General features: G+C 39.8%; 20 protein-coding genes. 4 read left to right on the top strand and 16 right to left on the bottom strand.

Going from position 1 to position 21,613, the window contains the following annotated elements; genetic code table 11:
* Window positions 1–8 precede the first annotated feature (8 nt).
* From GQO80_RS07005 to meaB, 3 genes are all read left to right on the top strand, one after another.
* A complete protein-coding gene (locus GQO80_RS07005; protein ID WP_157207622.1) occupies window positions 9–701 on the top strand; it encodes a glycosyltransferase family 2 protein in 693 nt (230 codons plus the stop codon).
* Window positions 698–2,188, top strand: a complete 1,491-nt coding sequence (locus GQO80_RS07010; protein WP_157207623.1) for a cellulose synthase family protein — start codon at window positions 698–700, stop codon at window positions 2,186–2,188. Before GQO80_RS07005 ends, GQO80_RS07010 begins: the two co-directional genes overlap by 4 nt.
* A 317-nt stretch (window positions 2,189–2,505) precedes the next feature.
* On the top strand, window positions 2,506–3,510 hold the full coding sequence (gene meaB, locus GQO80_RS07015) for a methylmalonyl Co-A mutase-associated GTPase MeaB (protein ID WP_157207624.1): 1,005 nt from the start codon (window positions 2,506–2,508) through the stop codon (window positions 3,508–3,510).
* Window positions 3,511–3,634: 124 nt separating this feature from the next.
* Here meaB and scpA read toward each other — a convergent pair whose 3' ends face one another.
* The 8 genes from scpA to mce all read right to left on the bottom strand — a co-directional run bounded on the left by scpA (window position 3,635) and on the right by mce (window position 13,251).
* Window positions 3,635–5,767: a methylmalonyl-CoA mutase gene (gene scpA, locus GQO80_RS07020; RefSeq protein ID WP_157207625.1), complete on the bottom strand. Its 2,133-nt coding sequence runs from the start codon at window positions 5,765–5,767 to the stop codon at window positions 3,635–3,637.
* 72 nt (window positions 5,768–5,839) lie between these two features.
* Complete coding sequence (locus tag GQO80_RS07025; RefSeq protein ID WP_157207626.1) at window positions 5,840–7,657, bottom strand: methylmalonyl-CoA mutase family protein; 1,818 nt, start codon at window positions 7,655–7,657, stop codon at window positions 5,840–5,842.
* Between the two features lie 28 nt (window positions 7,658–7,685).
* A complete protein-coding gene (locus GQO80_RS07030) occupies window positions 7,686–8,972 on the bottom strand; it encodes an acetyl-CoA hydrolase/transferase family protein (RefSeq protein WP_157207627.1) in 1,287 nt (428 codons plus the stop codon).
* Between the two features lie 50 nt (window positions 8,973–9,022).
* Window positions 9,023–10,351, bottom strand: coding sequence for a sodium ion-translocating decarboxylase subunit beta (locus GQO80_RS07035; protein WP_157207628.1), 1,329 nt, complete (start codon window positions 10,349–10,351; stop codon window positions 9,023–9,025).
* A gap of 86 nt (window positions 10,352–10,437) precedes the next feature.
* Window positions 10,438–10,857 (bottom strand): biotin/lipoyl-containing protein, encoded by a 420-nt coding sequence (locus GQO80_RS07040; protein WP_157207629.1) that lies wholly within the window; start codon window positions 10,855–10,857, stop codon window positions 10,438–10,440.
* A 40-nt stretch (window positions 10,858–10,897) separates the two neighbouring features.
* A complete protein-coding gene (locus GQO80_RS07045) occupies window positions 10,898–11,260 on the bottom strand; it encodes an OadG family protein (RefSeq protein ID WP_157207630.1) in 363 nt (120 codons plus the stop codon).
* Window positions 11,260–12,819, bottom strand: a complete 1,560-nt coding sequence (locus tag GQO80_RS07050; protein ID WP_157207631.1) for an acyl-CoA carboxylase subunit beta — start codon at window positions 12,817–12,819, stop codon at window positions 11,260–11,262. The genes GQO80_RS07045 and GQO80_RS07050 overlap by 1 nt, the downstream gene beginning before the upstream one ends.
* Window positions 12,820–12,846: 27 nt before the next feature.
* Complete coding sequence (gene mce / locus GQO80_RS07055) at window positions 12,847–13,251, bottom strand: methylmalonyl-CoA epimerase (RefSeq protein WP_157207632.1); 405 nt, start codon at window positions 13,249–13,251, stop codon at window positions 12,847–12,849.
* A 217-nt stretch (window positions 13,252–13,468) separates the two neighbouring features.
* On the opposite strand from mce, the gene GQO80_RS07060 reads away from it, so the two are divergent.
* Window positions 13,469–14,872 carry a putative hexosyltransferase gene (locus tag GQO80_RS07060; RefSeq protein ID WP_157207633.1) on the top strand — a complete coding sequence of 468 codons (1,404 nt, stop codon included), beginning with the start codon at window positions 13,469–13,471 and terminating at the stop codon, window positions 14,870–14,872.
* 9 nt (window positions 14,873–14,881) lie between these two features.
* Here GQO80_RS07060 and GQO80_RS07065 read toward each other — a convergent pair whose 3' ends face one another.
* The 8 genes from GQO80_RS07065 to GQO80_RS07100 form a co-directional block, all read right to left on the bottom strand.
* The gene (locus GQO80_RS07065) at window positions 14,882–15,295 is read right to left on the bottom strand and encodes a VOC family protein (protein ID WP_157207634.1); all 414 of its coding nucleotides are present in this window, start codon (window positions 15,293–15,295) and stop codon (window positions 14,882–14,884) included.
* A gap of 10 nt (window positions 15,296–15,305) precedes the next feature.
* Window positions 15,306–15,536 carry a hypothetical protein gene (locus GQO80_RS07070; RefSeq protein ID WP_117172824.1) on the bottom strand — a complete coding sequence of 77 codons (231 nt, stop codon included), beginning with the start codon at window positions 15,534–15,536 and terminating at the stop codon, window positions 15,306–15,308.
* Window positions 15,537–15,545: 9 nt separating this feature from the next.
* Entirely contained in the window at window positions 15,546–15,974 is a 429-nt protein-coding gene (locus GQO80_RS07075; RefSeq protein WP_157207635.1) for a DNA primase, read from the bottom strand.
* 16 nt (window positions 15,975–15,990) lie between these two features.
* The gene (locus GQO80_RS07080; protein ID WP_394350998.1) at window positions 15,991–16,977 is read right to left on the bottom strand and encodes a deoxyhypusine synthase family protein; all 987 of its coding nucleotides are present in this window, start codon (window positions 16,975–16,977) and stop codon (window positions 15,991–15,993) included.
* Window positions 16,958–17,896, bottom strand: a complete 939-nt coding sequence (speB, locus tag GQO80_RS07085; RefSeq protein WP_157207637.1) for an agmatinase — start codon at window positions 17,894–17,896, stop codon at window positions 16,958–16,960. The genes GQO80_RS07080 and speB overlap by 20 nt, the downstream gene beginning before the upstream one ends.
* A complete protein-coding gene (locus tag GQO80_RS07090; RefSeq protein ID WP_157207638.1) occupies window positions 17,886–19,283 on the bottom strand; it encodes an arginine decarboxylase in 1,398 nt (465 codons plus the stop codon). The genes speB and GQO80_RS07090 overlap by 11 nt, the downstream gene beginning before the upstream one ends.
* A 330-nt stretch (window positions 19,284–19,613) precedes the next feature.
* Window positions 19,614–20,492, bottom strand: a complete 879-nt coding sequence (locus GQO80_RS07095) for a pseudouridine synthase (protein ID WP_157207639.1) — start codon at window positions 20,490–20,492, stop codon at window positions 19,614–19,616.
* A 122-nt stretch (window positions 20,493–20,614) separates the two neighbouring features.
* Window positions 20,615–21,475: a geranylgeranylglycerol-phosphate geranylgeranyltransferase gene (locus GQO80_RS07100; protein WP_157207640.1), complete on the bottom strand. Its 861-nt coding sequence runs from the start codon at window positions 21,473–21,475 to the stop codon at window positions 20,615–20,617.
* Window positions 21,476–21,613 lie beyond the last annotated feature (138 nt).

Below are 21,613 nucleotides of genomic sequence, written 5' to 3' on the forward strand. Positions count from 1 at the left end.
AAAGCTTAATGCCCAACATAAAAGTCATCATTCCTGCATATAATGAAGCTGACTCTATTGTGAAGGTTATTGGTGAAATTCCCAAGATTGTTTCAGAAATAATCGTGGTAAACAACAACTCAACCGATAACACCGAAGCAAATGCAAAAAATGCCGGGGCAACCGTTTTAACCGAAAAGCATAAGGGGTATGGAAATGCCTGTTTAAAAGGTTTGGAATACGTTGCAAACCAACAAGTTAAGCCTGATATTATAGTGTTTTTAGATGGTGATTATAGCGATAACCCTCAAGAATTAACCAAACTAGTCGCGCCCATTATCGAACATGATATTGATTTGGTAATTGGTGCCCGGGTGAAAAATTTAAGGGAAGTAGGTTCCATGACCGCACCCCAGATATTTGGCAACTGGCTGGCAACACATTTAATGGCGCTTTTTTTTGGTGCAACATTTACCGATTTGGGGCCTTTTCGAGCCATTAAATACGATAAGTTGCTACTGCTTAATATGATAGACAAAACCTATGGCTGGACCGTAGAAATGCAATTAAAGGCATTAAAACATAAATTAACATATACCGAAGTACCCGTAAACTATAAAAATAGAATTGGCGTTTCAAAAGTATCAGGAACCGTAAAAGGTAGTATATTTGCAGGCGCAAAAATCTTAAGTTGGATTTTTAAATACAGTATAAAAAAATGATTCTAGAAACCGCAATTATCATTATTTACACAATTTCACTATTGCTTATTTTCATGTATGCACTAGCGCAATTAAATCTTTTATTAAATTATTTAGCATCGAAAAAGAAAAAGGACACCTCTGCGCTTTTCGATCTTTCCAAACCAGAAGAAGTTCCCTATGTTACCATACAACTGCCCGTTTACAACGAAATGTACGTTATGGAACGCTTGCTGGACAACATTGCAAAAATAGATTATCCCACCGATAAACTTGAAATACAGGTATTGGACGATTCTACCGATGAAACCGTAGCCACCACCCGTGCACACGTAGAAAAATTGCGCGCTACCGGTTTGGATATTAAACACATAACACGTACCGACCGCTCAGGCTTTAAAGCGGGCGCATTAAAGGAAGGCCTAAAAATAGCCAAAGGCGATTTTATTGCTGTTTTCGACTCCGATTTCCTGCCACAAACCGACTGGTTAAAACGAACCATTCCTTATTTTAAGGATGAAAAAATTGGCGTGGTACAAACCCGTTGGGGGCATTTAAACCGTAATTTTTCCATTCTAACAAAAATTCAAGCCTTCGCACTCGATGCCCATTTTACCTTGGAACAAGTAGGCCGAAACAGCAAAGGGCATTTTATCAATTTTAATGGTACTGCGGGCATCTGGAGAAAAACCTGCATTATCGATGCCGGCAACTGGGAAGGCGATACACTTACCGAAGATTTGGATTTAAGCTACCGCGCCCAACTTAAAAACTGGAAATTCAAGTACCTTGAAAATGTTGAAACACCTGCCGAATTGCCCATCGTCATCAGTGCAGCGCGCTCGCAACAGTTCCGATGGAATAAAGGTGGTGCCGAAAACTTTCAAAAAATGATGTGGCGCGTTTTGAAAAGCAAGAACATTTCAGCAAAAACAAAGCTCCATGGCCTTTTGCATCTGCTAAACAGCACCATGTTTCTTAACGTGTTTCTGGTGGGCGTGCTAAGCATCCCGATGCTTTACATAAAAAACGAGTACACACACTTAAAGCCTTACTTTTATGTTATGAGCTTCTTTGTAATTAGCTCCATCATTTTCTTTATCTGTTATTGGTTTATGTACAAAAACATTTATGGCAGCGGCTTTAAAAACTTCATTCGCTATATAGGCATGTTTTTTATATTTTTCTCAATAGCCATGGGCTTTTCACTACATAATTCCATTGCGGTTATTGAAGGCCATTTTGGTAAGAAAAGCGAATTTGTGCGCACGCCAAAATTTAACATCAGCTCCCTAAAAGAGAGTTGGAAAAAGAACAAGTACATCAAAAAAACCATCTCCGTACACGTAATTTTCGAAGGTTTGCTCATGCTCTATTTTGCGTTTGGCATGTACAGCGCTTTTATTGTGGGCGACCAAGGTGGCGATTTTGGGTTGTTCCCCTTCCACCTCATGTTGTTTTTAGGCTTTGGCTATGTATTTGTTAAATCATTAACGGCAAAGGTTTAAATTTTTTGGGCATTCCCCTTTGGGTCGCGCTTTACGCTCTATCTTTTTAAAACGCCATTGTGCGGAGGAACGACCTAGCAATCTGCCCGTTTTCAGCCTTCACCATATTCAGTGCCAGCACCTTTTAAAAAGGATGCCGCTGCAATCGCTAATGCAAGTCCGGTACTAAAATCAAACAAACGTTGCCTTTAAATTATAGGTGTTTCAATAAACTTTTCACAATATCAACTGCTTTATTTCGCTTAAAAATGAAGCATTTTTAACATGGTTCATTTTCTTATTATCAGTATCTTTATATCGGCAATTTCCAACCGAAAATGAAGAACTACAAACCAAAAAACAGACTCACCGCACAGGCCTATATCGATGGTGTTTTAAGTGGCAACAGGGTTATCCTCTCCAGGGCCATCACCATTATTGAAAGCAATTTAGAAACCGATAAGGCACTTGCCAAAGAAATCATCCAAAGCATTTTACCGGCTTCGGGCAATTCCATGCGCATAGGCATTACAGGGGTTCCCGGTGTGGGCAAAAGCACCTTTATTGAAGCGTTTGGAAAACACCTTATTACCCAAGGGCATAAAGTGGCCATATTGTCCATCGACCCGAGCAGCCAACGCTCCAAAGGCAGTATTTTGGGCGATAAAACCCGTATGGAAGAATTGAGCAATTTGGAAAATGCATACATCCGTCCTTCAGCTTCGGGCGCCACTTTGGGCGGTGTTGCCAACAAAACCGCCGAAAGCATGTTGCTTTGCGAAGCCGCGGGCTATGATGTTATTTTAATTGAAACCGTAGGTGTTGGCCAATCGGAAACGGCGGTTCATGGCATGACCGATTTTTTCCTACTGTTAATGCTGGCGGGTGCAGGCGATGAACTACAAGGCATAAAAAAAGGCATTATGGAAATGGCCGATATGGTAGTTATCAATAAAGCCGATGGCGACAATATCCGAAAAAGCGAACTGGCGCGCTTACAATACCAAAATGCGTTGCACATTTTCCCACTAGCAGAATCTGGTTGGGAGCCCATTGTTACCAAAGCATCATCAACAAAAAATACGGGCATTGACACCGTTTGGGAAGAAGTTTTAAAATACAAACAATTGGTTACCACCAATGGTTATTTCCATAAAAACAGGAACCAACAGAAAATACGTTGGATGTACGACAACATTAACGAGGCCCTAAAACAATTGTTCTATGGGTCGAAAGAGATTGCTGAACAGCTTTCAGTTTTAGAAAAAAACATCATTTCATCTGAAATATCACCCGTAAAAGCCGCAGAAGAGATGATTGAAAAGTTTAAAAAAACCTTTTAATTGTTAATACAGGGCCACTTGTTTTGAATTAAGTTAAATATTTATATTTCAATACATTACCGTAAACTAAAAACCCCGTACTGCAAAAACAGACGGGGTTTTAAAAATCGAACATTTTTTGCTATTAATTCTGTTCTAAATATTTTTCCATAATGGTTATGGCCGATTTAGCGATTACCGTTCCAGGGCCAAAAATGGCGGCCACTTTACGGTCTAATAAATACTGATAATCTTGTTCGGGTATTACCCCACCGGCAAAAACCATAATATCGGGTCGTCCTAATTTTTCCAACTCCTCTATTAACTGCGGAATTAGGGTTTTATGGCCTGCTGCCAAACTGGAAGCGCCCACAAAATGCACATCGTTTTCAATGGCCTGTTTTGCGACTTCTTCAGGCGTTTGGAACAATGGCCCCATATCAACATCAAAACCTAAGTCGGCAAAACTTGATGCTACCACTTTGGCACCACGATCATGCCCGTCTTGTCCCATTTTGGCAATCATTACACGAGGACGTCGTCCTTCAATCTCGGCAAACTTATCGGCCAATTTTAATGCTGCCGCAAAAGTATCATCGTCGCTTACTTCTTTACTATATACACCGGTTATTAATCGGGTATCGGCTTTATGGCGACCAAAATGAACTTCCAAAGCATCGGATATTTCACCCAATGTCGCAAAATTTTCGGCAGCTTCAACAGCAAGTTCCAGCAAATTGCCTTTACCTGTTTCCGCACACGCCGACAAGGCTTTTAATTTTGCATCAACAACGGCTTGGTCTCTTTGGTTCCTCAGTTTTTTTAAGCGCTCTATTTGGGATAAACGTACAATAGAATTATCTACCTCTAAAATTTCGATATTCGATTTCTCATCGGTTTTGAATTTATTAACGCCCACCAAAATATCCTGTCCGGAATCCAAACGTGCTTGTTTTCGTGCGGAAGCTTCTTCAATACGCATTTTGGGCACGCCCGTTTCAATAGCTTTCGCCATACCGCCCAATTCCTCAACTTCCTCAATAAGTTTCCAAGCCTTTTTAGCGATTTCCTGGGTTAAATATTCTACATAATAAGAACCCGCCCATGGATCGACGGCCTTGGTCATTTGTGTTTCCTCTTGAATGTAAATTTGGGTATTACGGGCAATGCGTGCCGAAAAATCGGTTGGTAAGGCTATCGCTTCATCCAACGCATTGGTATGCAACGATTGTGTACCGCCCAAGCCCGCTGCCATGGCTTCAATACAGGTTCTGGCCACGTTATTAAAGGGATCTTGCTCACTTAAACTCCAGCCCGAAGTTTGGCTATGCGTACGCAACGCCATTGATTTGGGGTTTTGCGGATTGAACGATTTGATGATTTTTGCCCAAAGCATACGTGCGGCGCGCATTTTGGCAATTTCCATAAAATGGTTCATCCCAACGGCCCAGAAAAACGATAAGCGGGGCGCAAACTCATCAATTTTTAAGCCGGATGCTAAACCGGTTCTAATATATTCCATGCCATCGGCCAAGGTGTATGCCAATTCAATATCGGCAGTAGCGCCCGCTTCTTGCATGTGGTATCCACTTATGGAAATGGAGTTGAACTTGGGCATGTTTTTGGTGGTGTATTCAAAAATATCACCAATAATTTTCATGGAAGGCAATGGCGGATAAATATAGGTGTTGCGCACCATAAATTCCTTTAAAATATCGTTTTGGATGGTGCCACTTAATTGGTCTAGCGACACGCCCTGTTTTTTTGCTGCTGCAATGTAAAAGGCCATAATGGGCAACACGGCACCGTTCATGGTCATGGAAACAGACATTTTATCCAACGGAATTTGGTCGAACAGAATTTCCATATCCAGTATAGAATCGATGGCAACGCCTGCTTTACCAACATCGCCCGTAACACGTGGATGATCGGAATCGTAACCACGGTGCGTAGCCAAATCGAAGGCAACCGACAGCCCTTTTTGGCCCGCAGCCAAATTTCGTCTGTAAAACGCATTCGACTCTTCAGCGGTTGAAAATCCCGCATATTGACGGATGGTCCACGGCCTGGTAACGTACATGGTACTGTAAGGGCCTCTCATAAAAGGTGGCAAACCAGCTGCAAACTGTAAATGTTCGGCATGTTCGATATCGTGTTTCGAAAAATGGGTTTTCACGGGAATCCCTTCTGGCGTGTTCCAAACTTGTTGGTCATCGGCATGTGCCGTTTCCTGTTTTCTAACAGTTTCTAATGTTATATCTGAAAAATTTGGTTTCATGTGTCATCTGTTTTTTTAGAAAATACAAACCGTTTTAATGCCAAATTGAATGGCAATGGGCGTTTTAAATATTTATACTTCTAAAGATTTAATTTTTTTCTCAACTTTTTTCTGAACACTTGCAATGGTTTGAATGACATCCGATTTTAAATGGATGCATCCGTCTAAACCAGCAGCAGTTAAACTATCAATGATATTCACCGGGTTTCCTGCCAATAAAAGTACCTTATCTGTATTAATATCCCTAAAAATTTCAACAAAGTTCAGGGCGTTTTCATCATAATCGGGGTCGGAACTACAAATAATAACCACATCAGAATCTGATTTGGCACTATTTTCTGCCGCTTGATCTACATCAGCATAACTTTGTTCGGGTAAAATAGTAAAGCCGGAAACCCCCATAAAATCGTACGAAAAAGCAGCCCGGGCTTTACGCATGGTCAAGTTGCCAAAACTGGTAAGCTCTACAACAGGGCGTTTTCCTGTTTTATCAACCATTAGTTCGGTTTCCTTTCTTAACGCTTCCATTTCTAAGGAAGCTCGCCTTGGCGTTAATACTTTGGCGTTTGCCGTTAAAGCGGAAGCCAATGCTTTTGAAGGCACGGTTTCCATAAGGTTTGGGTATTTATTGACCCCCACCATGGGCAGTCGTCTTTGACTGATCCATTTTATTTTTTCTTGACGGATTTCGGCAATTTGCTGTTGAATGGATGCACTTTCAAAAGCCTTTAAGAAACCACTTTGGGCTTCAATGGCTTTAAAAAGTTCTAAGGCTTTTTCGGCAATTTTTGTGCTCACCTCTTCAATATAATACGAGCCATCAACAGGATTTGCTACTTTTCCAAAATAAGATTCTTCTTTTAAAATAGTGGCAATATTAGCTGCAATACGACTTGAAAAATCGGAAGCCTCATTAAATTCCTTATCGTAAGCATCAATTAAAACGCCATCGACATTGCCTAAAATTGCCGACATAGCTTCGGTTGTGGCGCGCAATAAATTGGTGTGCGCATCGGTTACCGATTTGCTCCAAACCGATGTTTTAGCGGTTAAACTATGCTTGAAATTGAAAACGCCATATTTTTTGGCAATTTGGTGCAATAGGCTATTGAAAGCCCTAAACTTGCCAATTTCAATAAAATATTCTGAACCTATTGCCAATTGAACGTGAAGGTTGTTGAGAATGGACTGCACATTAATATCGCGGTCTAAGCACTGTTCAATCACATAAACGAGTGAATTAAGCGTGTATGCCACTTCCTGAACTTGGTTGGCGCCCGCATCCAAATAAGTGGTACCAGAAACCGTGATGGTTTTGAAATTGGGGAAATCTTTACTGAGTTTTACAAGGTTCTCCAAGGTTTCAAACTTGTTGGAAGCCATTTTTCCGGTGGTAACATAATTGGAAATAATTCCCAAATCGATAAACCCACGCAGGTTTTTATAATTGTTTAGATTCTGTTCAACAAGTTTAAAAAACTCTTTCGCAAAGGCGATAGCATCGTTTTGAAGTACAAAAGAAACAGCTATTTTGTTCACGTTTACCCCGTTTAAAAGTGTTGCCACGGAAACGGCGTCGTTTATCTCAAAAATTAGGCCGGTAACCCCTTCCTTAATTGCTTTTAAGGCTTTTTCGTTTCCTGCTTCGGCAGTTGTTACCTCAACATGTCGGTAATTAATTAACGCTTGGGCGTTTTCGCCTGTATGTGTTAGGAATCTTGAAGCGTCATCGGCTGTGTAAAATGGTTGGAAATCGATATTGTTTAGGGTTTTCCAAACCAGTTTTTTATTAAAGTCCTCACCTTTTAAATCTGTGTTCACCCTATCGATCCATTCCTGTTTGGTAACGGGTTTAAAATCGGTAAAAAGTGGTTTATCAATAGTGCTCATACTATTTTCTATTACGTTAACTTTATTATTAAATCATAACGCTACTTCCAAAGCGTTCAAAAATGGCTTTATCCAGTTCTTCCCTGTGGTCTGGGTGCGCAATGTCGCGTAAAGCTTTGGCACGTTCTTTAAGGCTTCTGCCAAATAATTCGGCAACGCCATACTCGGTAGCCACAAATCGGGCATGTGCACGGGTTGTTACCACCCCAGCTCCTTGTTTTAGCATAGGCACAATTTTAGAAACGCCTTTTTGGGTAGTGGAGTTTACGGCTATGATGGGCTTTCCGCCTTTTGAAAGGGCTGCACCACGCATAAAGTCCATTTGGCCACCTACGCCGGAAAACATCCTTGGGCCAATGGAATCGGCACAAACCTGACCAGTAATATCAATTTCTATGGCAGAATTGATAGCGGTTACCTTAGGGTTTTGACGAATGATGGAGGTATCGTTTACATAGGCAATATCCAACATTTCAATTTCGGGATTGTCATCCATAAAATCGTATAAACGTCTGGTTCCCATAGCAAAACCCGATACAATTTTATATGGGTTTACTTTTTTCTTAGAACCATTTACCACGCCTCTTTCAACTAAATCAACAATGCCTTCTGAAAACATTTCGGTATGTACACCCAAGTTTTTATGATTGGTCAAATAGGTTAAAACAGCATTTGGAATACCACCAATACCCATTTGAAGGGTTGCACCATCATCAATAATGGCTGCAATGTTTTTACCAATGGCTTGTTCTTCCGCAGAAGGTGCCACAAATTTCATTTCATAAATTTCTTCATCAACCTCAACACAGGCATCAAAATTTCTTAAATGCACAATAGCATCACCAAAGGTACGTGGCATTTTAGGATTAATTTGTGCAATGACCTTTTTACCTTGCTCGATACCGGAAATAACAATATCCACAGATACGCCCAAAGAGCAGAAACCGTGTTTATCTGGTGGTGATACGTTTACCATAACCACATCCAGATCCATATACCCTTGACGGAACAAATTTGGAATATCACTTAAGAAAATGGGGATGTAATCGACGGTATCGCCTACCATTTTGCGTACGTTTCCTCCAATGAAAAAAGCACTGGTGTGGAAACTGTCCCTGAACTCGGGAGCAACATAGCCACATTCACCCTCGGTATGCAAGTGTACGATTTTTACGCCTTTTAATTCGGAAGCTCGTGCTACCATGGCTCTAATAAGTGTTTGCGGTGTTGCGGAACCCCCTTGAATCAAAACTCTGTTACCAGATTTTATAAGTTTTACAGCTTCATCGGCTGACATTTTATTTGGTATGTTCATCTTCTTAAATTTTTAAAATTGGTCTTTCTCGTTTTATCTTTTATCGTAAATTATCCTAAGAAACTCAATATGATACCCGCCGCTATGGCAGATCCAATAACCCCGGCAACGTTTGGTGCCATGGCGTGCATTAACAAATAGTTATGTGGGTCGGCCTTAATACCTTCGGCGTGTACAACCCGTGCGCTATCGGGTACTGCTGAAACCCCTGCGGCACCAATAAGCGGATTTAATTTATCGCCCTCCTTAAGGAATAAGTTCATGAATTTTGCAAAAAGCAAACCACCCATGGTTGCGATGATAAAGGAGATGGCCCCTAGTGCAAATATTTTCATGGAATCTTGCGTAATAAATATATCGGCTTGGGTTGAGGCCCCAACGGTAACCCCAAGAATTATGGTAACAATGTCGATTAATTTGGTACGTGCAGTATCGGCAAGTCGCTCTGTCCTTCCAGATTCTTTAAGCAAGTTGCCAAAAAACAACATGCCCAATAATGGTAAGGCACTAGGCGATATAAAGGTGGTTAACAACAACGCTACCACTGGGAAAATCATTTTCTCTTTTTGCGACACGGCTCTTGGTGGTTTCATTCTAATCAATCGCTCTTTTTTTGAGGTAAGCAATTTCATGATGGGCGGTTGGATAACCGGTACCAACGCCATGTACGAATAGGCCGCAATAGCAATAGGGCCAATTAGGTTTTTAACGGTTGTGCCATCGGGCAATATATTAATACCGTTTGCCAATTTAGAGGACAAGAAAATAGCGGTTGGCCCATCGGCACCACCAATAATACCTATCGCGCCCGCTTCCGGAAGGTTAAAGCCTAAGTAAAGAGCACCTAAAAAAGTACCGAACACCCCTATTTGGGCTGCTGCGCCCAAAAGCATTAATTTAGGATTGGCAATAAGGGACGAGAAATCGGTCATGGCACCTATGCCCAAAAATATAAGTGGCGGGTAAACCCCTTTTACCACTCCAAAATACAAATAGTTTAAAACCGAACCCGACTCGTAAATACCTGTTTGGTAGCCAGCCACGAACGGGATGTTTCCTAGGATAACACCTGTACCTATTGGGATTAAAAGCAGTGGTTCATAATCAAACTTAATACCTAGGTAAATAAACACGATGCCTATAATAATCATAATGATGTTACCAGATTGTGCATTTGCAAAACCTGTAAAACTGTAAAATCGCTTGATGCCATCAATAGCTTCGGCAACAAACGTTTTTTCTTGAACATCATCAGCCTGTGCCAGTGTTGTTGTAACGGTGGTAGTTGTGGTGTTTGCTGTACTCGCGTTCAAATTTAAAACGGGTCTGATAAACACCAACAGTGATAGAACTCCAAATATCAATATTACTTTCTTCATCTTTTTTTAATTTTTGGTTATTTCGAGGTGTGGCAAATTTTTAAATATAAAAATGGGCCGTTACATGCTCGCCATAACACCATTTATTACTCTAGTTCTATCATTACTTCACTCTGTAAAACCTGTTGGCCAACCTTAACGTTTATGGCGGTAACCTTACCCGATTTTTCAGAAGTTATACTGTTTTCCATTTTCATGGCCTCCAGCACCAACAAGGGGTCGCCTACCTTAATAACATCGCCCAAATTGACATTGATGGACAAAACAACACCCGGAATTGGTGCCACTATTTTTGATTTTCCGGCATTTGGATTTACTTTTAGTGGTTCGATGGCCGTACTGGAAGGTTTACGAACAAGCGTTGGCGTTTTAAGGCTTTTCACTTCTTCTTTCATTTTTACTGAATAAGTGGTACCGTTAACTTCCAAATCGATGATGTTATTTTCGTGCGAAACAATTTTAACTCCGTAATTGTTTTCGTTTATTCTGAATGTGAAATTTTTCATTGTCTTTTGTGTTTCTTGATAAGATTAAATGAATCTTTGGTTAAAGCCTATTTCCTTGGGTACCGTAAATTTTAGAGCTCCAAGGCGAATACATTTTTCGGGCTTGTTTGATGGTTAAAATGGCGTTTTCGTTGTCGTGCTGCGCGTTTAGATACAGGTGAATAGCAACCGCTATGGCAGCGGCAATCTCGCCGGTAAACTGCTTGTTTACCTTTGGGGATATCTCACTTACTTTTTTATCCCTGCCTTTTGTAATTATTTTATAAACATACAGCATAATGGGCATGAGGTATTTAAAAAACCAAGTTAAGGCCAGTAAGCCACTAAAAACAATTAAAAGCCCTGTTATCAATATAATGTAGCCTTCGCTGATGGTATCGGTCATTAAAAAAATAGTCTTCATTATAATGGGATATTTGAGTGTTTTTTTGGAGGATTTACCTCTTTTTTATTTGCTAATAGCTCTAAAGCCCTGATGATCCTGAAACGGGTGTTCCGTGGTTCGATTACGTCGTCAATAAATCCGTATTTAGCCGCTACATAAGGATTAGCGAATTTGGTATTGTACTCGTTTTCCTTTTCTTCAATGTAAAGCAGCTTTTCATCGGCATCGGTAATTTTGCTAATGTTCGATCCTTCCAAAACTTCTACCGCACCTTTAGCGCCCATAACCGCAATTTCGGCTGTTGGCCATGCGTAATTTAAGTCGCCGCGTAGTTGTTTACAGCTCATCACATCGTGTGCACCACCATAAGATTTACGAAGCGTTATGGTTACTTTTGGCACGGTTGCTTCGCCATAAGCGAACAATAGTTTGGCACCGTGCAGGATAATGCCTCCGTACTCTTGTCCGGTACCGGGCAAGAAACCGGGCACGTCAACAAGCGTTACAAGCGGTACGTTAAAGGCATCGCAAAAGCGTACAAAACGGGCTGCTTTTCTGGAAGCTTCCGAGTCTAAAACACCAGCATAATACTTAGGTTGGTTGGCAACAATACCAACGGAACGCCCGTTGAAACGTGCAAAACCAACAACGATGTTGCGGGCATAATTTCTGTGAACCTCTAAAAATTCGCCATTATCGGTAATGGTTGAAATGACATCGATAATGTCATAGGCCTGATTTGCATTTTCGGGAATGATGGTATTTAAAACATCGTCCAATCTATCAATAGGATCGGAGGTTACTATTGAAGGCGGTTCTTCCAGATTGTTTGAAGGCAAGTAGCTTAATAATTTTCTAACGAGCAGCAGGTTTTCTTCATCATTTTCAGCCAAGAAATGCGACACACCCGATTTGGTTGAATGGATGGTGGCACCTCCAAGTTGTTCGGCAGTTACCACTTCGCCCGTTACGGCCTGTACTACTTTGGGGCCCGTAACGAACATGTAAGATGTTTGATCGGTCATGATCGTAAAATCGGTTAGCGCCGGCGAATATACCGCGCCACCGGCACAAGGGCCTAAAATAGAAGATATTTGTGGGATAACGCCCGAGGCCATAATGTTACGTTGGAAAATTTCGGCATACCCTGCAAGGGAGCGCACACCTTCTTGAATACGTGCTCCACCACTGTCGTTCAACCCTATTACGGGCACGCCAATTTTCATGGCCATGTCCATAATTTTACATATTTTTAGGGCGAAAGTTTCTGAAAGCGACCCGCCAAATACGGTGAAATCTTGGGCGAAAACATACACAATCCTGCCATCAATAGTACCATGACCCGTTACAACGCCGTCAGATAGATAGATTTCCTTATCCAACCCAAACGATTTTGTTCTGTGGGTTACAAACATGTCGAATTCTTCAAAACTATTATCGTCCAAAAGAATATCGATGCGTTCGCGCGCTGTTAATTTTCCTTTGGCGTGTTGGGAATCGATACGTTTTTCGCCACCGCCTAACCTGGCTTTAACTCTTTTTTCAATGAGCTCGTTAATTTTATCTTGATTTGCCATTGCTTATCTATTTTGATTATTATTTTATTATTGTTTTGAACAAAGTTCTGTTAACACTCCCATTGTTGATTTTGGATGCAGGAACCCAATATTTAAACCTTCGGCGCCTTTTCTGGATACTTTGTCAATAAGGGTTACGCCTTTGGCTTCTGCTTGTTGCAATGCCTCGGTAGCATTGTTTACCGCAAAGGCTATGTGGTGTATGCCGGGGCCTTTTTTCTCAATAAATTTTCCAATAGGGCCATCGGGCGAAGTGCTTTCAAGCAACTCAATTTTTGTGGTACCTACCAAAAAAAAGGCTGTCTTCACTTTTTGATCAACAACCTCTTCTACCGCATAGCAACTCATGCCAAGGACGTCTTCATAATATTTAATGGCTTCCTGTAAATTTTCAACGGCTATTCCTATATGTTCAATGTGCGAAATATTCATAAATAAGATGTTTTTGTTATATATTTCATTTCTTTTAGTTGAGCAAAATTACAGGAAGACTGATTTCTAAATTATGACAGAAGTCATGTATTCCGGAATAATTATTTTAAACCCAAACTACAACGTAATAGTTGATTTTTTTTGTGTTTTATCAATACGGCAAATAAAGTATCTTTGGCTTATGCTATTAAAAAAACCTTCATTAAACAGTTTCAAAATGCCCTTTATTTTGGCTGTTTTCTGTGTTTTATTGTATTTCTGGTTTGCTTACTTTCTTGAAAGAACTGAATTTATAAAATTGATTGTTCTTTACAGTACCTTGTTTTTTTTATTTTACAAATTGGTGCTACTTTTAAAAAACCATATTGTAATATTAACGTGGTGCGCCTTTGTTTTTAGGGCCGTTTTTATTTTGGCCCTACCCAACCTGTCGCAAGATTTTTACCGTTTTATTTGGGATGGCAGGATGGTTTTACAAGGATTTAACCCGTATCTGTTTACCGTTGAATCGTTTATAAAAAACAACCCGCTTTCCATCGCGCAAGCCCACGAACTGTATCGTGGCTTGGGAAGTTTGAATGCAGGCCATTTTTCAAATTATCCTCCCATCAATCAATTATGCTTTACCATTGCCGCTTTGTTTGCTGGGAAAAGCATTTTGGGTTCGGTTGTGGTTATGCGATTGCTTATTATCGCTGCCGATTTTGGTACGCTCTATTTTGGAAAAAAATTGTTAAAGGCGTTAAATTTGCCCGTTTATACGGTTTTCTGGTATCTTTTAAACCCATTTATCATTATTGAACTCACAGGGAATTTACATTTTGAAGGAGTTATGATTTTCTTTTTGATAGGGAGTTTGTACTTGCTCCACAGTGGAAAATGGGCCATTGCAGCAGTTCTTCTCTCATGTTCCATTTCGGTGAAGTTGATACCATTATTGTTTTTGCCCTTGTTTTATGGGTGGTTTTTGAAGCGGAATATTATTGCGAGCGAACCGAATAAAAATGTTTCTGCTGGAGAGATTGCATCGTCGTTACGTCTTCACAATAACAGATTCAAAAGCATAAAAAAACTGATTTTTTTCTACTTGATTATTGGAGGAACCACGCTATTACTCTTTGCGCCTTTTTATTCCGAAGCGTTTTTAAGAAACTATTCAAACACCGTGGCGCTCTGGTTTCAGGATTTCGAGTTTAATGCGAGTTTGTATTATGTGGCCAGAAGTATTGGCTACCTGTTTAGAGGGTATAATGAAATTGGCATTATTGGTAAAGCCATTCCCGTTTTGGTGGTTGTTTTTGTAGGCATTGTTTCTTTGTTTAGAAAAAACGATACCACATTAACGTTTATTTCTGCCATGTTGCTGGTTTTAACCTTTTATTATTTTACGGCTACCACGGTACATCCTTGGTATGTTGCAACACTTTTAATGCTTTCGGTTTTCACAAACTATCAATATCCGTTGGTGTGGAGCTTTGCAATTATTTTAAGTTACGCTGCCTATTCAAGCTCATACAATTCTGAAAATTTATGGCTCGTAGGTTTAGAATATGCTGTTGTTTACAGTGTTTTTATTTGGGAAGTATTTATAAAGAAAAAAGCTATGAAAGTAAATCCATAGCTTTTCAAATTATTTTTCGAAAATCGATTCGGGCTTTTTAAAGCTTTTAAACTCCAGCATATAGTCATTTGGGTCTTTTATGAAAAACGACACATGTTCGCCTGTTTTACCTTCTAAAAATGTAGCCTGAGTTACCACATCAAGTTTTAGCTCGGTTAGGCGCGCATAGATTTGTTCCCATTCCTTTAAATCAACAATAACACCAAAATGGAATGAAGGCAATATTTTGCCCTCAAACACGTAATTAGGACTGTTAAAACTGAATTTATCTGCCTTTATAAATGTTAATTGGTTACCGAACAAATTAACATCCACCCAGTTTTGTGTTTTTCTTCCTACGGAAGCGCCAATAGTATCCACATAAAAGCTTTTGGTGGCTTTTACACTTAAACATGGCAACGACATGTGAAATGATGCGCCCATATATGATTGATTAAAGAGGTTTTAAACTTTCAACCCTGTAAATTACAAAATCTTCGTCATCATCTTCAAAATCTTCAACAAAAGTTATCCTGAAGCTTTTATCAATATAACTTTTATCGTTTTTTAAATCGTATTGTTTTAGTACTCTTGGGTGAACCTCCTCGAATACCAATTCTTCTCCATTTTCAAACCAAAACGTAAAATAACCGTTTTTGTAAGACTTAAAAACAGCTGTTCTCATAGCTAAAAATTAATCAATATCGTCATCTTCTTCCTCTTCATCGTAATCGGCATCGGCGTCATCGTCCATGTCGTCATCGTCGTCGTCGTCCGTATCCACATCGTCTGAATCGGTATCAGTATCGGTGTCGTCGTCATCGTCCGTATCCAGATCGTCATCGGCATCCACTTTCACTTCCTCAAAATCAACGCCCGAAGTATCATCGGCCACATCGGCATCATCATCGTTAAAGTCTTCCATAGCTTGTACAAGTCGCTTACCAACTTTTACTAAATAAATCGTGTCATCGGTTCTTACTTCAACAGCCTCTATGATTTCGTTTTGGGCATTTCTAAACGAGATAATATCCGTTTCGTCGTATCCGTCGGGAAATTTTTCAACAAGAAGATTTAAAATATCTTCGTTCAATTTTTTGTAATCTACAATTTTGCGTAACATTTTTATTGGGTTGGGGTTATTGGTCTAACAAATATGCAAAAATTAATGGTGCTACAATGGTTGCATCACTTTCTATAATATATTTTGGGGTATCGATGTCTAGTTTGCCCCAGGTTATTTTTTCGTTTGGTACGGCCCCGGAATACGACCCGTAACTGGTTGTGGAGTCGCTAATTTGACAGAAATAGCTCCAAAACGGAATGTCGTGCATTTCCATATCCTGGTAAAGCATGGGCACTACGCAAATAGGGAAATCGCCGGCAATACCACCGCCAATTTGGAAGAAACCTACGCCTTTTCCAGTTGAATTTTTTGGATACCAATCGGCCAACCACATCATGTACTCAATACCGCTTTTGGTGGTTGCGGGTTTTAGTTCGCCTTTGATGCAGTAGGATGCAAAAATATTTCCCATGGTACTGTCTTCCCATCCAGGAACTACGATGGGCAGGTTTTTTTCGGCTGCTGCCACCATCCAGGAATCTTTAGGGTCAATTTCATAATACTGTTCTAAAACGCCCGAATTAATCATTTGGTACATAAATTCATGCGGAAAATAGCGTTCGCCCGCTTTATCGGCCTTATTCCAAATATGGAACAGATGTGCCTGTAATCGCCTAAAGGCTTCTTCTTCTGGAATACAGGTATCGGTTACGCGGTTATAATGGTTTTCCAACAAGTCCCATTCTTCCTGGGGTGATAGATCCCTGTAATTTGGCACCCTTTTATAGGAGTTGTGCGCTACTAAATTCATAATGTCCTCTTCCAAATTGGCACCTGTACAGGAAATGATGTGTATTTTATCTTGACGGATCATTTCAGCCAACGATTTACCCAATTCTGCGGTACTCATGGCACCGGCAAGGGTTACCATCATTTTGCCGCCTTCCAGCAAATGGGTTTCGTACCCTTTTGCTGCATCAACCAACGCTGCTGAATTGAAGTGCAAATAGTGTTTTTCTATAAATTTTGAAATTGGTCCTTTAGTACTCATCGTCGTCATTAAATTTTGAGGCGTTATTTTTTTGTTTAGAGTTGTCGTAGGTGTTATCGTAATCGTCCCCCACTTCTTGATCCATAAATTTATAACTTAACATTTTATAATACAATTTTGCGGCCAAAAAATCGGAGGCTTTTTGTTTTGGGTTTGGGCAAAGCTCTACCATATCAAAGCCTACCACGTTTTTTTCGGCAAACACTTGCTTTAAAAAGTCGAGGGTTTCGTACCAAAACAACCCACCTGGTTGGGGCAATGTGGTATTGGGCATGATGGAAATATCGAGTCCGTTTAGGCAAAAATTGATAAATACGTTGTCCGTCATTTGGTCTATGGCCGCATCCATCCAGGTATCATCCACCGCCATTTCGTGGGCAAAAAAGGTTTTATCGGTATCGATGATGGTTTTTTCTTTTGCGCTCATGGAACGAATGCCTACCTGAATTAAATTGGTCAATTGGTTGGCTTCGGAAAGGGCACAGGCATTATTTATGGTACTGCCATTATAATTTTTGCGTACGTTGGTATGCGCTCCAATATGCAGCACGGTTAAACTGGGGAACATTTCGTTGAACGCACGAATGGTACCGATTGAAACCGTATGCTCGCCACCAATTAATGTTACAAACTTATTTTTTTTGATGAACTTTTTTGTGGTTTGGTGAACGGCATCTACCAAGGCTTCGGGCGACTTGCTTTCTTGAACGGCATCGGCTAGATAAATACCTTGTTGATAGACTTCGGTATCGGTTTCAATATCATAAAGTTCGGTGTTTTTTGAAGCATTTAAAAACGCCTCGAGTCCCTGTTCTGCACCTTTTTGATTGGTACTTGTGCCATCAAAAGGCACTGGAATCAAAACTATTTTAGCCTGTTCTAACTTGGCGAACTCTTCCGGAATGCCGGCATACGTGTTATTTGTCATAACCTAAAATTTTAAGTAAGTCTTCACTTTTTTGTTGTTCACTAAATAATTTCGTGGTAATGTTACCATCGGCATCCCTATCAATTAAAATATGTTTTGGCGACGGAATCAAGCAGTGTTGCAGCCCCCCAAAACCACCAATGGTTTCTTGGTAAGCGCCAATATTGAAAAAGCCAATGTACAAGGGTTTTTCCTTATTGTATTTTGGCAAATAAATGGCGTTCATGTGTTGTTCGCTATTGTAATAATCATCGCTATCGCAGGTCAAGCCCCCCAACAGCACGCGTTCGTAACTATCGTTCCAGCGGTTTACCGGCAGCATTACAAAGCGTTTGTTAATGGCCCAGGTATCAGGCAATGTGGTAATGAACGATGAATTGATCATGTTCCATTTTTCGCGGTCGTTTTGCTGTTTTTGGTACAGAACCTCGTAAATGGCACCGCCGCTTTCGCCCACGGTAAAGCTTCCGAACTCGGTAAAAATATGGGGTACCTCTACTTCTTCTTCATCGCAAACCAATTTAATTTGGTTCAATATTTCATCAACCATGTATTCATAATCAAAATCGAATGCCAAGGAGTTTTTTATGGGGAAACCACCGCCAATGTTCAAACTGTCCAAGCTGGGGCAGATGCGTTTTAGGCTGGTATATACTTTTAAGCATTTTGCCAACTCGTTCCAATAATAGGCGTTGTCGCGAATGCCCGTATTGATGAAAAAATGAAGCATCTTGAGCTTCACCTTTTTGTTTTCCTTAATTTGGCTTCTGTAAAAGGGCAGGATGTTTTTGTAGCCAATGCCCAATCGGGATGTATAGAACTCGAATTTGGGTTCTTCCTCTGAAGCAATTCGGATGCCTATATTGAATTTTCCTTTAATTTCCTTGGAGAGCAAATCGATTTCTTCATAATTATCAATAATGGGAATGCAGTTTTTGTGCCCACTGTTGATCAATTTTGCAATGTTGGTTATGTATTGGTCTCTTTTGAAGCCGTTACTTATTACATAGGTTTTATCGGTTATCTTGCCTTCTGCCTTTAAACTTTCAACTATATCAATATCGAACGCCGATGAGGTTTCAATATGGATGTCGTTCTTTAAGGCCTCATCGAGCACATGCTTAAAATGGGAGCTTTTTGTGCAATAGCAATAGCTGTATTTGCCTTTGTACTTGTTTTTTTTAATGGCGGCATCAAACCACTTTTTGGCGCGGTTTATATTGTTTGATATTTGCGGCAAATAGGTAAACTTTAATGGGGCGCCATATTGTTCAACCAAGCCCATGAGGTCGATGCCGTGGAACTCCAGGTTTTTATCGTTTAGATCAAATTCTTCTTGTGGAAAATAAAAAGATTGATTAATGAGATCAATATATTTGGTATTCATTCTGTGTTTTTAAGGGTAAATTTTTCTGATAATTTTTTAAAGTTAAGAAACCTGAGCTTCCTATCAAATAATTTTTCCCATAAATCAAATTTGGATTTGGCTTTGCGTAGTTGGTACAAAGCCATAAATATGCTGGCTACCAGCAATAGCATATCCAGAAGTTAGCTTTAAAATTTGGTTGCTTTTCCTGTAAGCTGCTCTTGAAAATAACTTCTCGGTTTTTAAAAGCCCAAAGATATAAATACGTTTCAATTTGCTAAGTAATTACATTACAAATGAAATATAAAAAATTTAATTTTATAAGGAATTAAGAAAAATTTTTGAAAAATTTTAAAGCATCTTCAAGGTATTCAATTCCTGTTCGGTTAAGTGTTTCCAATGCCCACGCGGAATGTCCTTTTTGGTAAGGTGCCCAATGGCAACGCAATCCAGATTAACGATTTCGTATTTAAAATGATCGAAAATGGTGCGGATGATGGTATTGCCCGTGTTTTTTATTTTCAGGCCAATTTCTTTTTTTGAGGCACCATCAATATAGCTAATTTCCTCGACCTGTATGAGCTTGTCCTCAAATTTAAAGCCGTTTTGTATGGCTTTTAGGTCTTCCAGTTTTAGGTTTTTATCCAGTTCTACATGAAATAATCGAGCTATCCCTTTTTTGGAATTGGTAAATTTTTCGACAATCGCGTCGTCGTTTGTAAACAATAGCAAGCCTTTAGAGTTTCTTCCCAAACGGCCAATAGGCTTTATGCGTGAGGTTGTGGCATTGGCGACCAGATCCATTACCGTTCTGCCTTTGCCCTCACTGGTTGTTGTGGCAAATCCTTTGGGCTTGTTCAACAACACATAGGCTTTTTTTTCAGGATTGATGCGGGCGCCATCGTAACGCACTTCGTCTTCAAGCTTTACTTTATAGCCCATTTCGGTAATAATTTTTCCGTTTACGGTTACAAGTCCGGTTGCAATGTGCACATCGGCTTCCCTGCGCGAGCACATACCCGAATTGGCCACGTATTTATTAAGGCGAATCTCATCGGGATTCGTGGTTTTTTTAACGGGAGGGTTCACGTTTTTTATAGGTGCATTGCCTCTAGCATAACTTTTGCCTTTGGACGCGCTTCCGCCCCTGCTTAAGGGTTTATTGCCGCCATTTTGCTGTCCTCTTCCTGAAGGTTTCCCTTTTCCGCTTGTTCCCTGCTGTCTGCTCATTACGTTATTTTTTTTTGCAAAGATACTTTTTAAATTTACGATTTACGATTTTTGATTTACGATTTACAATTTTAATAAAACCCGAGAAGCAGCCTTATGGCTTCTGGTTTTTATTTGTGTTTTTACAAAATCCTATTAAGCAACACGTTTATATCTATCAACAAAATACTGAAAACACCCAATACAATGATGAACTTTAAAATATTGTGCCCAATAACATAGTGCCATTTTGTTTTGGACCACCAAAGCAGCACAAGAAAAACAACAAGTAAAACAATGCTTAAATAAAAGTAAATGTACATGTACCCTATTTTAAATTTAAACAATAGCAAGTAAATAGGTATTAATGTTAATATGCACAAAAGGGTGAGCATTTTTTTTGAAGCCATTTCGCCATAAACGATGGGGATGGTCTGGTAATTTTGCGTGAGGTCGCCTTTAATGTTTTCCAAATCTTTGGTAAGCTCGCGCATAGAAATAAGCAAGAACAAAAAAATGGCATGTACGAATATAACATGCTCGAAATTTTTGTAGTACATGAAAATGGCAAAAAATGGCGTAATGGTTAAAATGGCCGAGGTTAAATTACCTATAAAAGGCCTTTTTTTTAGTTTATGGGAGTAAAACCAAATGCCAAAAATATATATGGAAAAGAAAACTACAGCCTTAAACGACACGTAGCTTGCCATAATAACCGCCAAAAAATTAAGCACAAAATAAAACGACAGTTTTGTGTTTTGGCTTACCAACCTATCTAAAGTAGATTTAAGTGGGCGGTTAATGAGGTCTTTTTCAGAGTCGTAAAAATTATTGATAATGTAACCGCCAGCAATGGTAACCGCCGATGCCAGAACCAGCATGAACAAATTAACATCAAAAACCACTTGGCGCAAGGGCTTATCGTGCGCTAAAATATAAATGGATGCCAAATACTGGGCAATAACAATAATAAGGATATTGTAACCCCGTATTACAGAAAACATGCTAAAAAACTTAAGTAACCCGTTGTGCATTATGATTTAAAAGAAAAAAGTTGTCCATCTTACTGATAATCAGTAAATTGTTTTAGCCATAAAACATTAACAATGAACAACTTGAGCGCAAATTACGAAAGAATTTTG

Source organism: Mariniflexile maritimum, from assembly GCF_009746565.1.
Classification (GTDB): domain Bacteria; phylum Bacteroidota; class Bacteroidia; order Flavobacteriales; family Flavobacteriaceae; genus Mariniflexile; species Mariniflexile maritimum.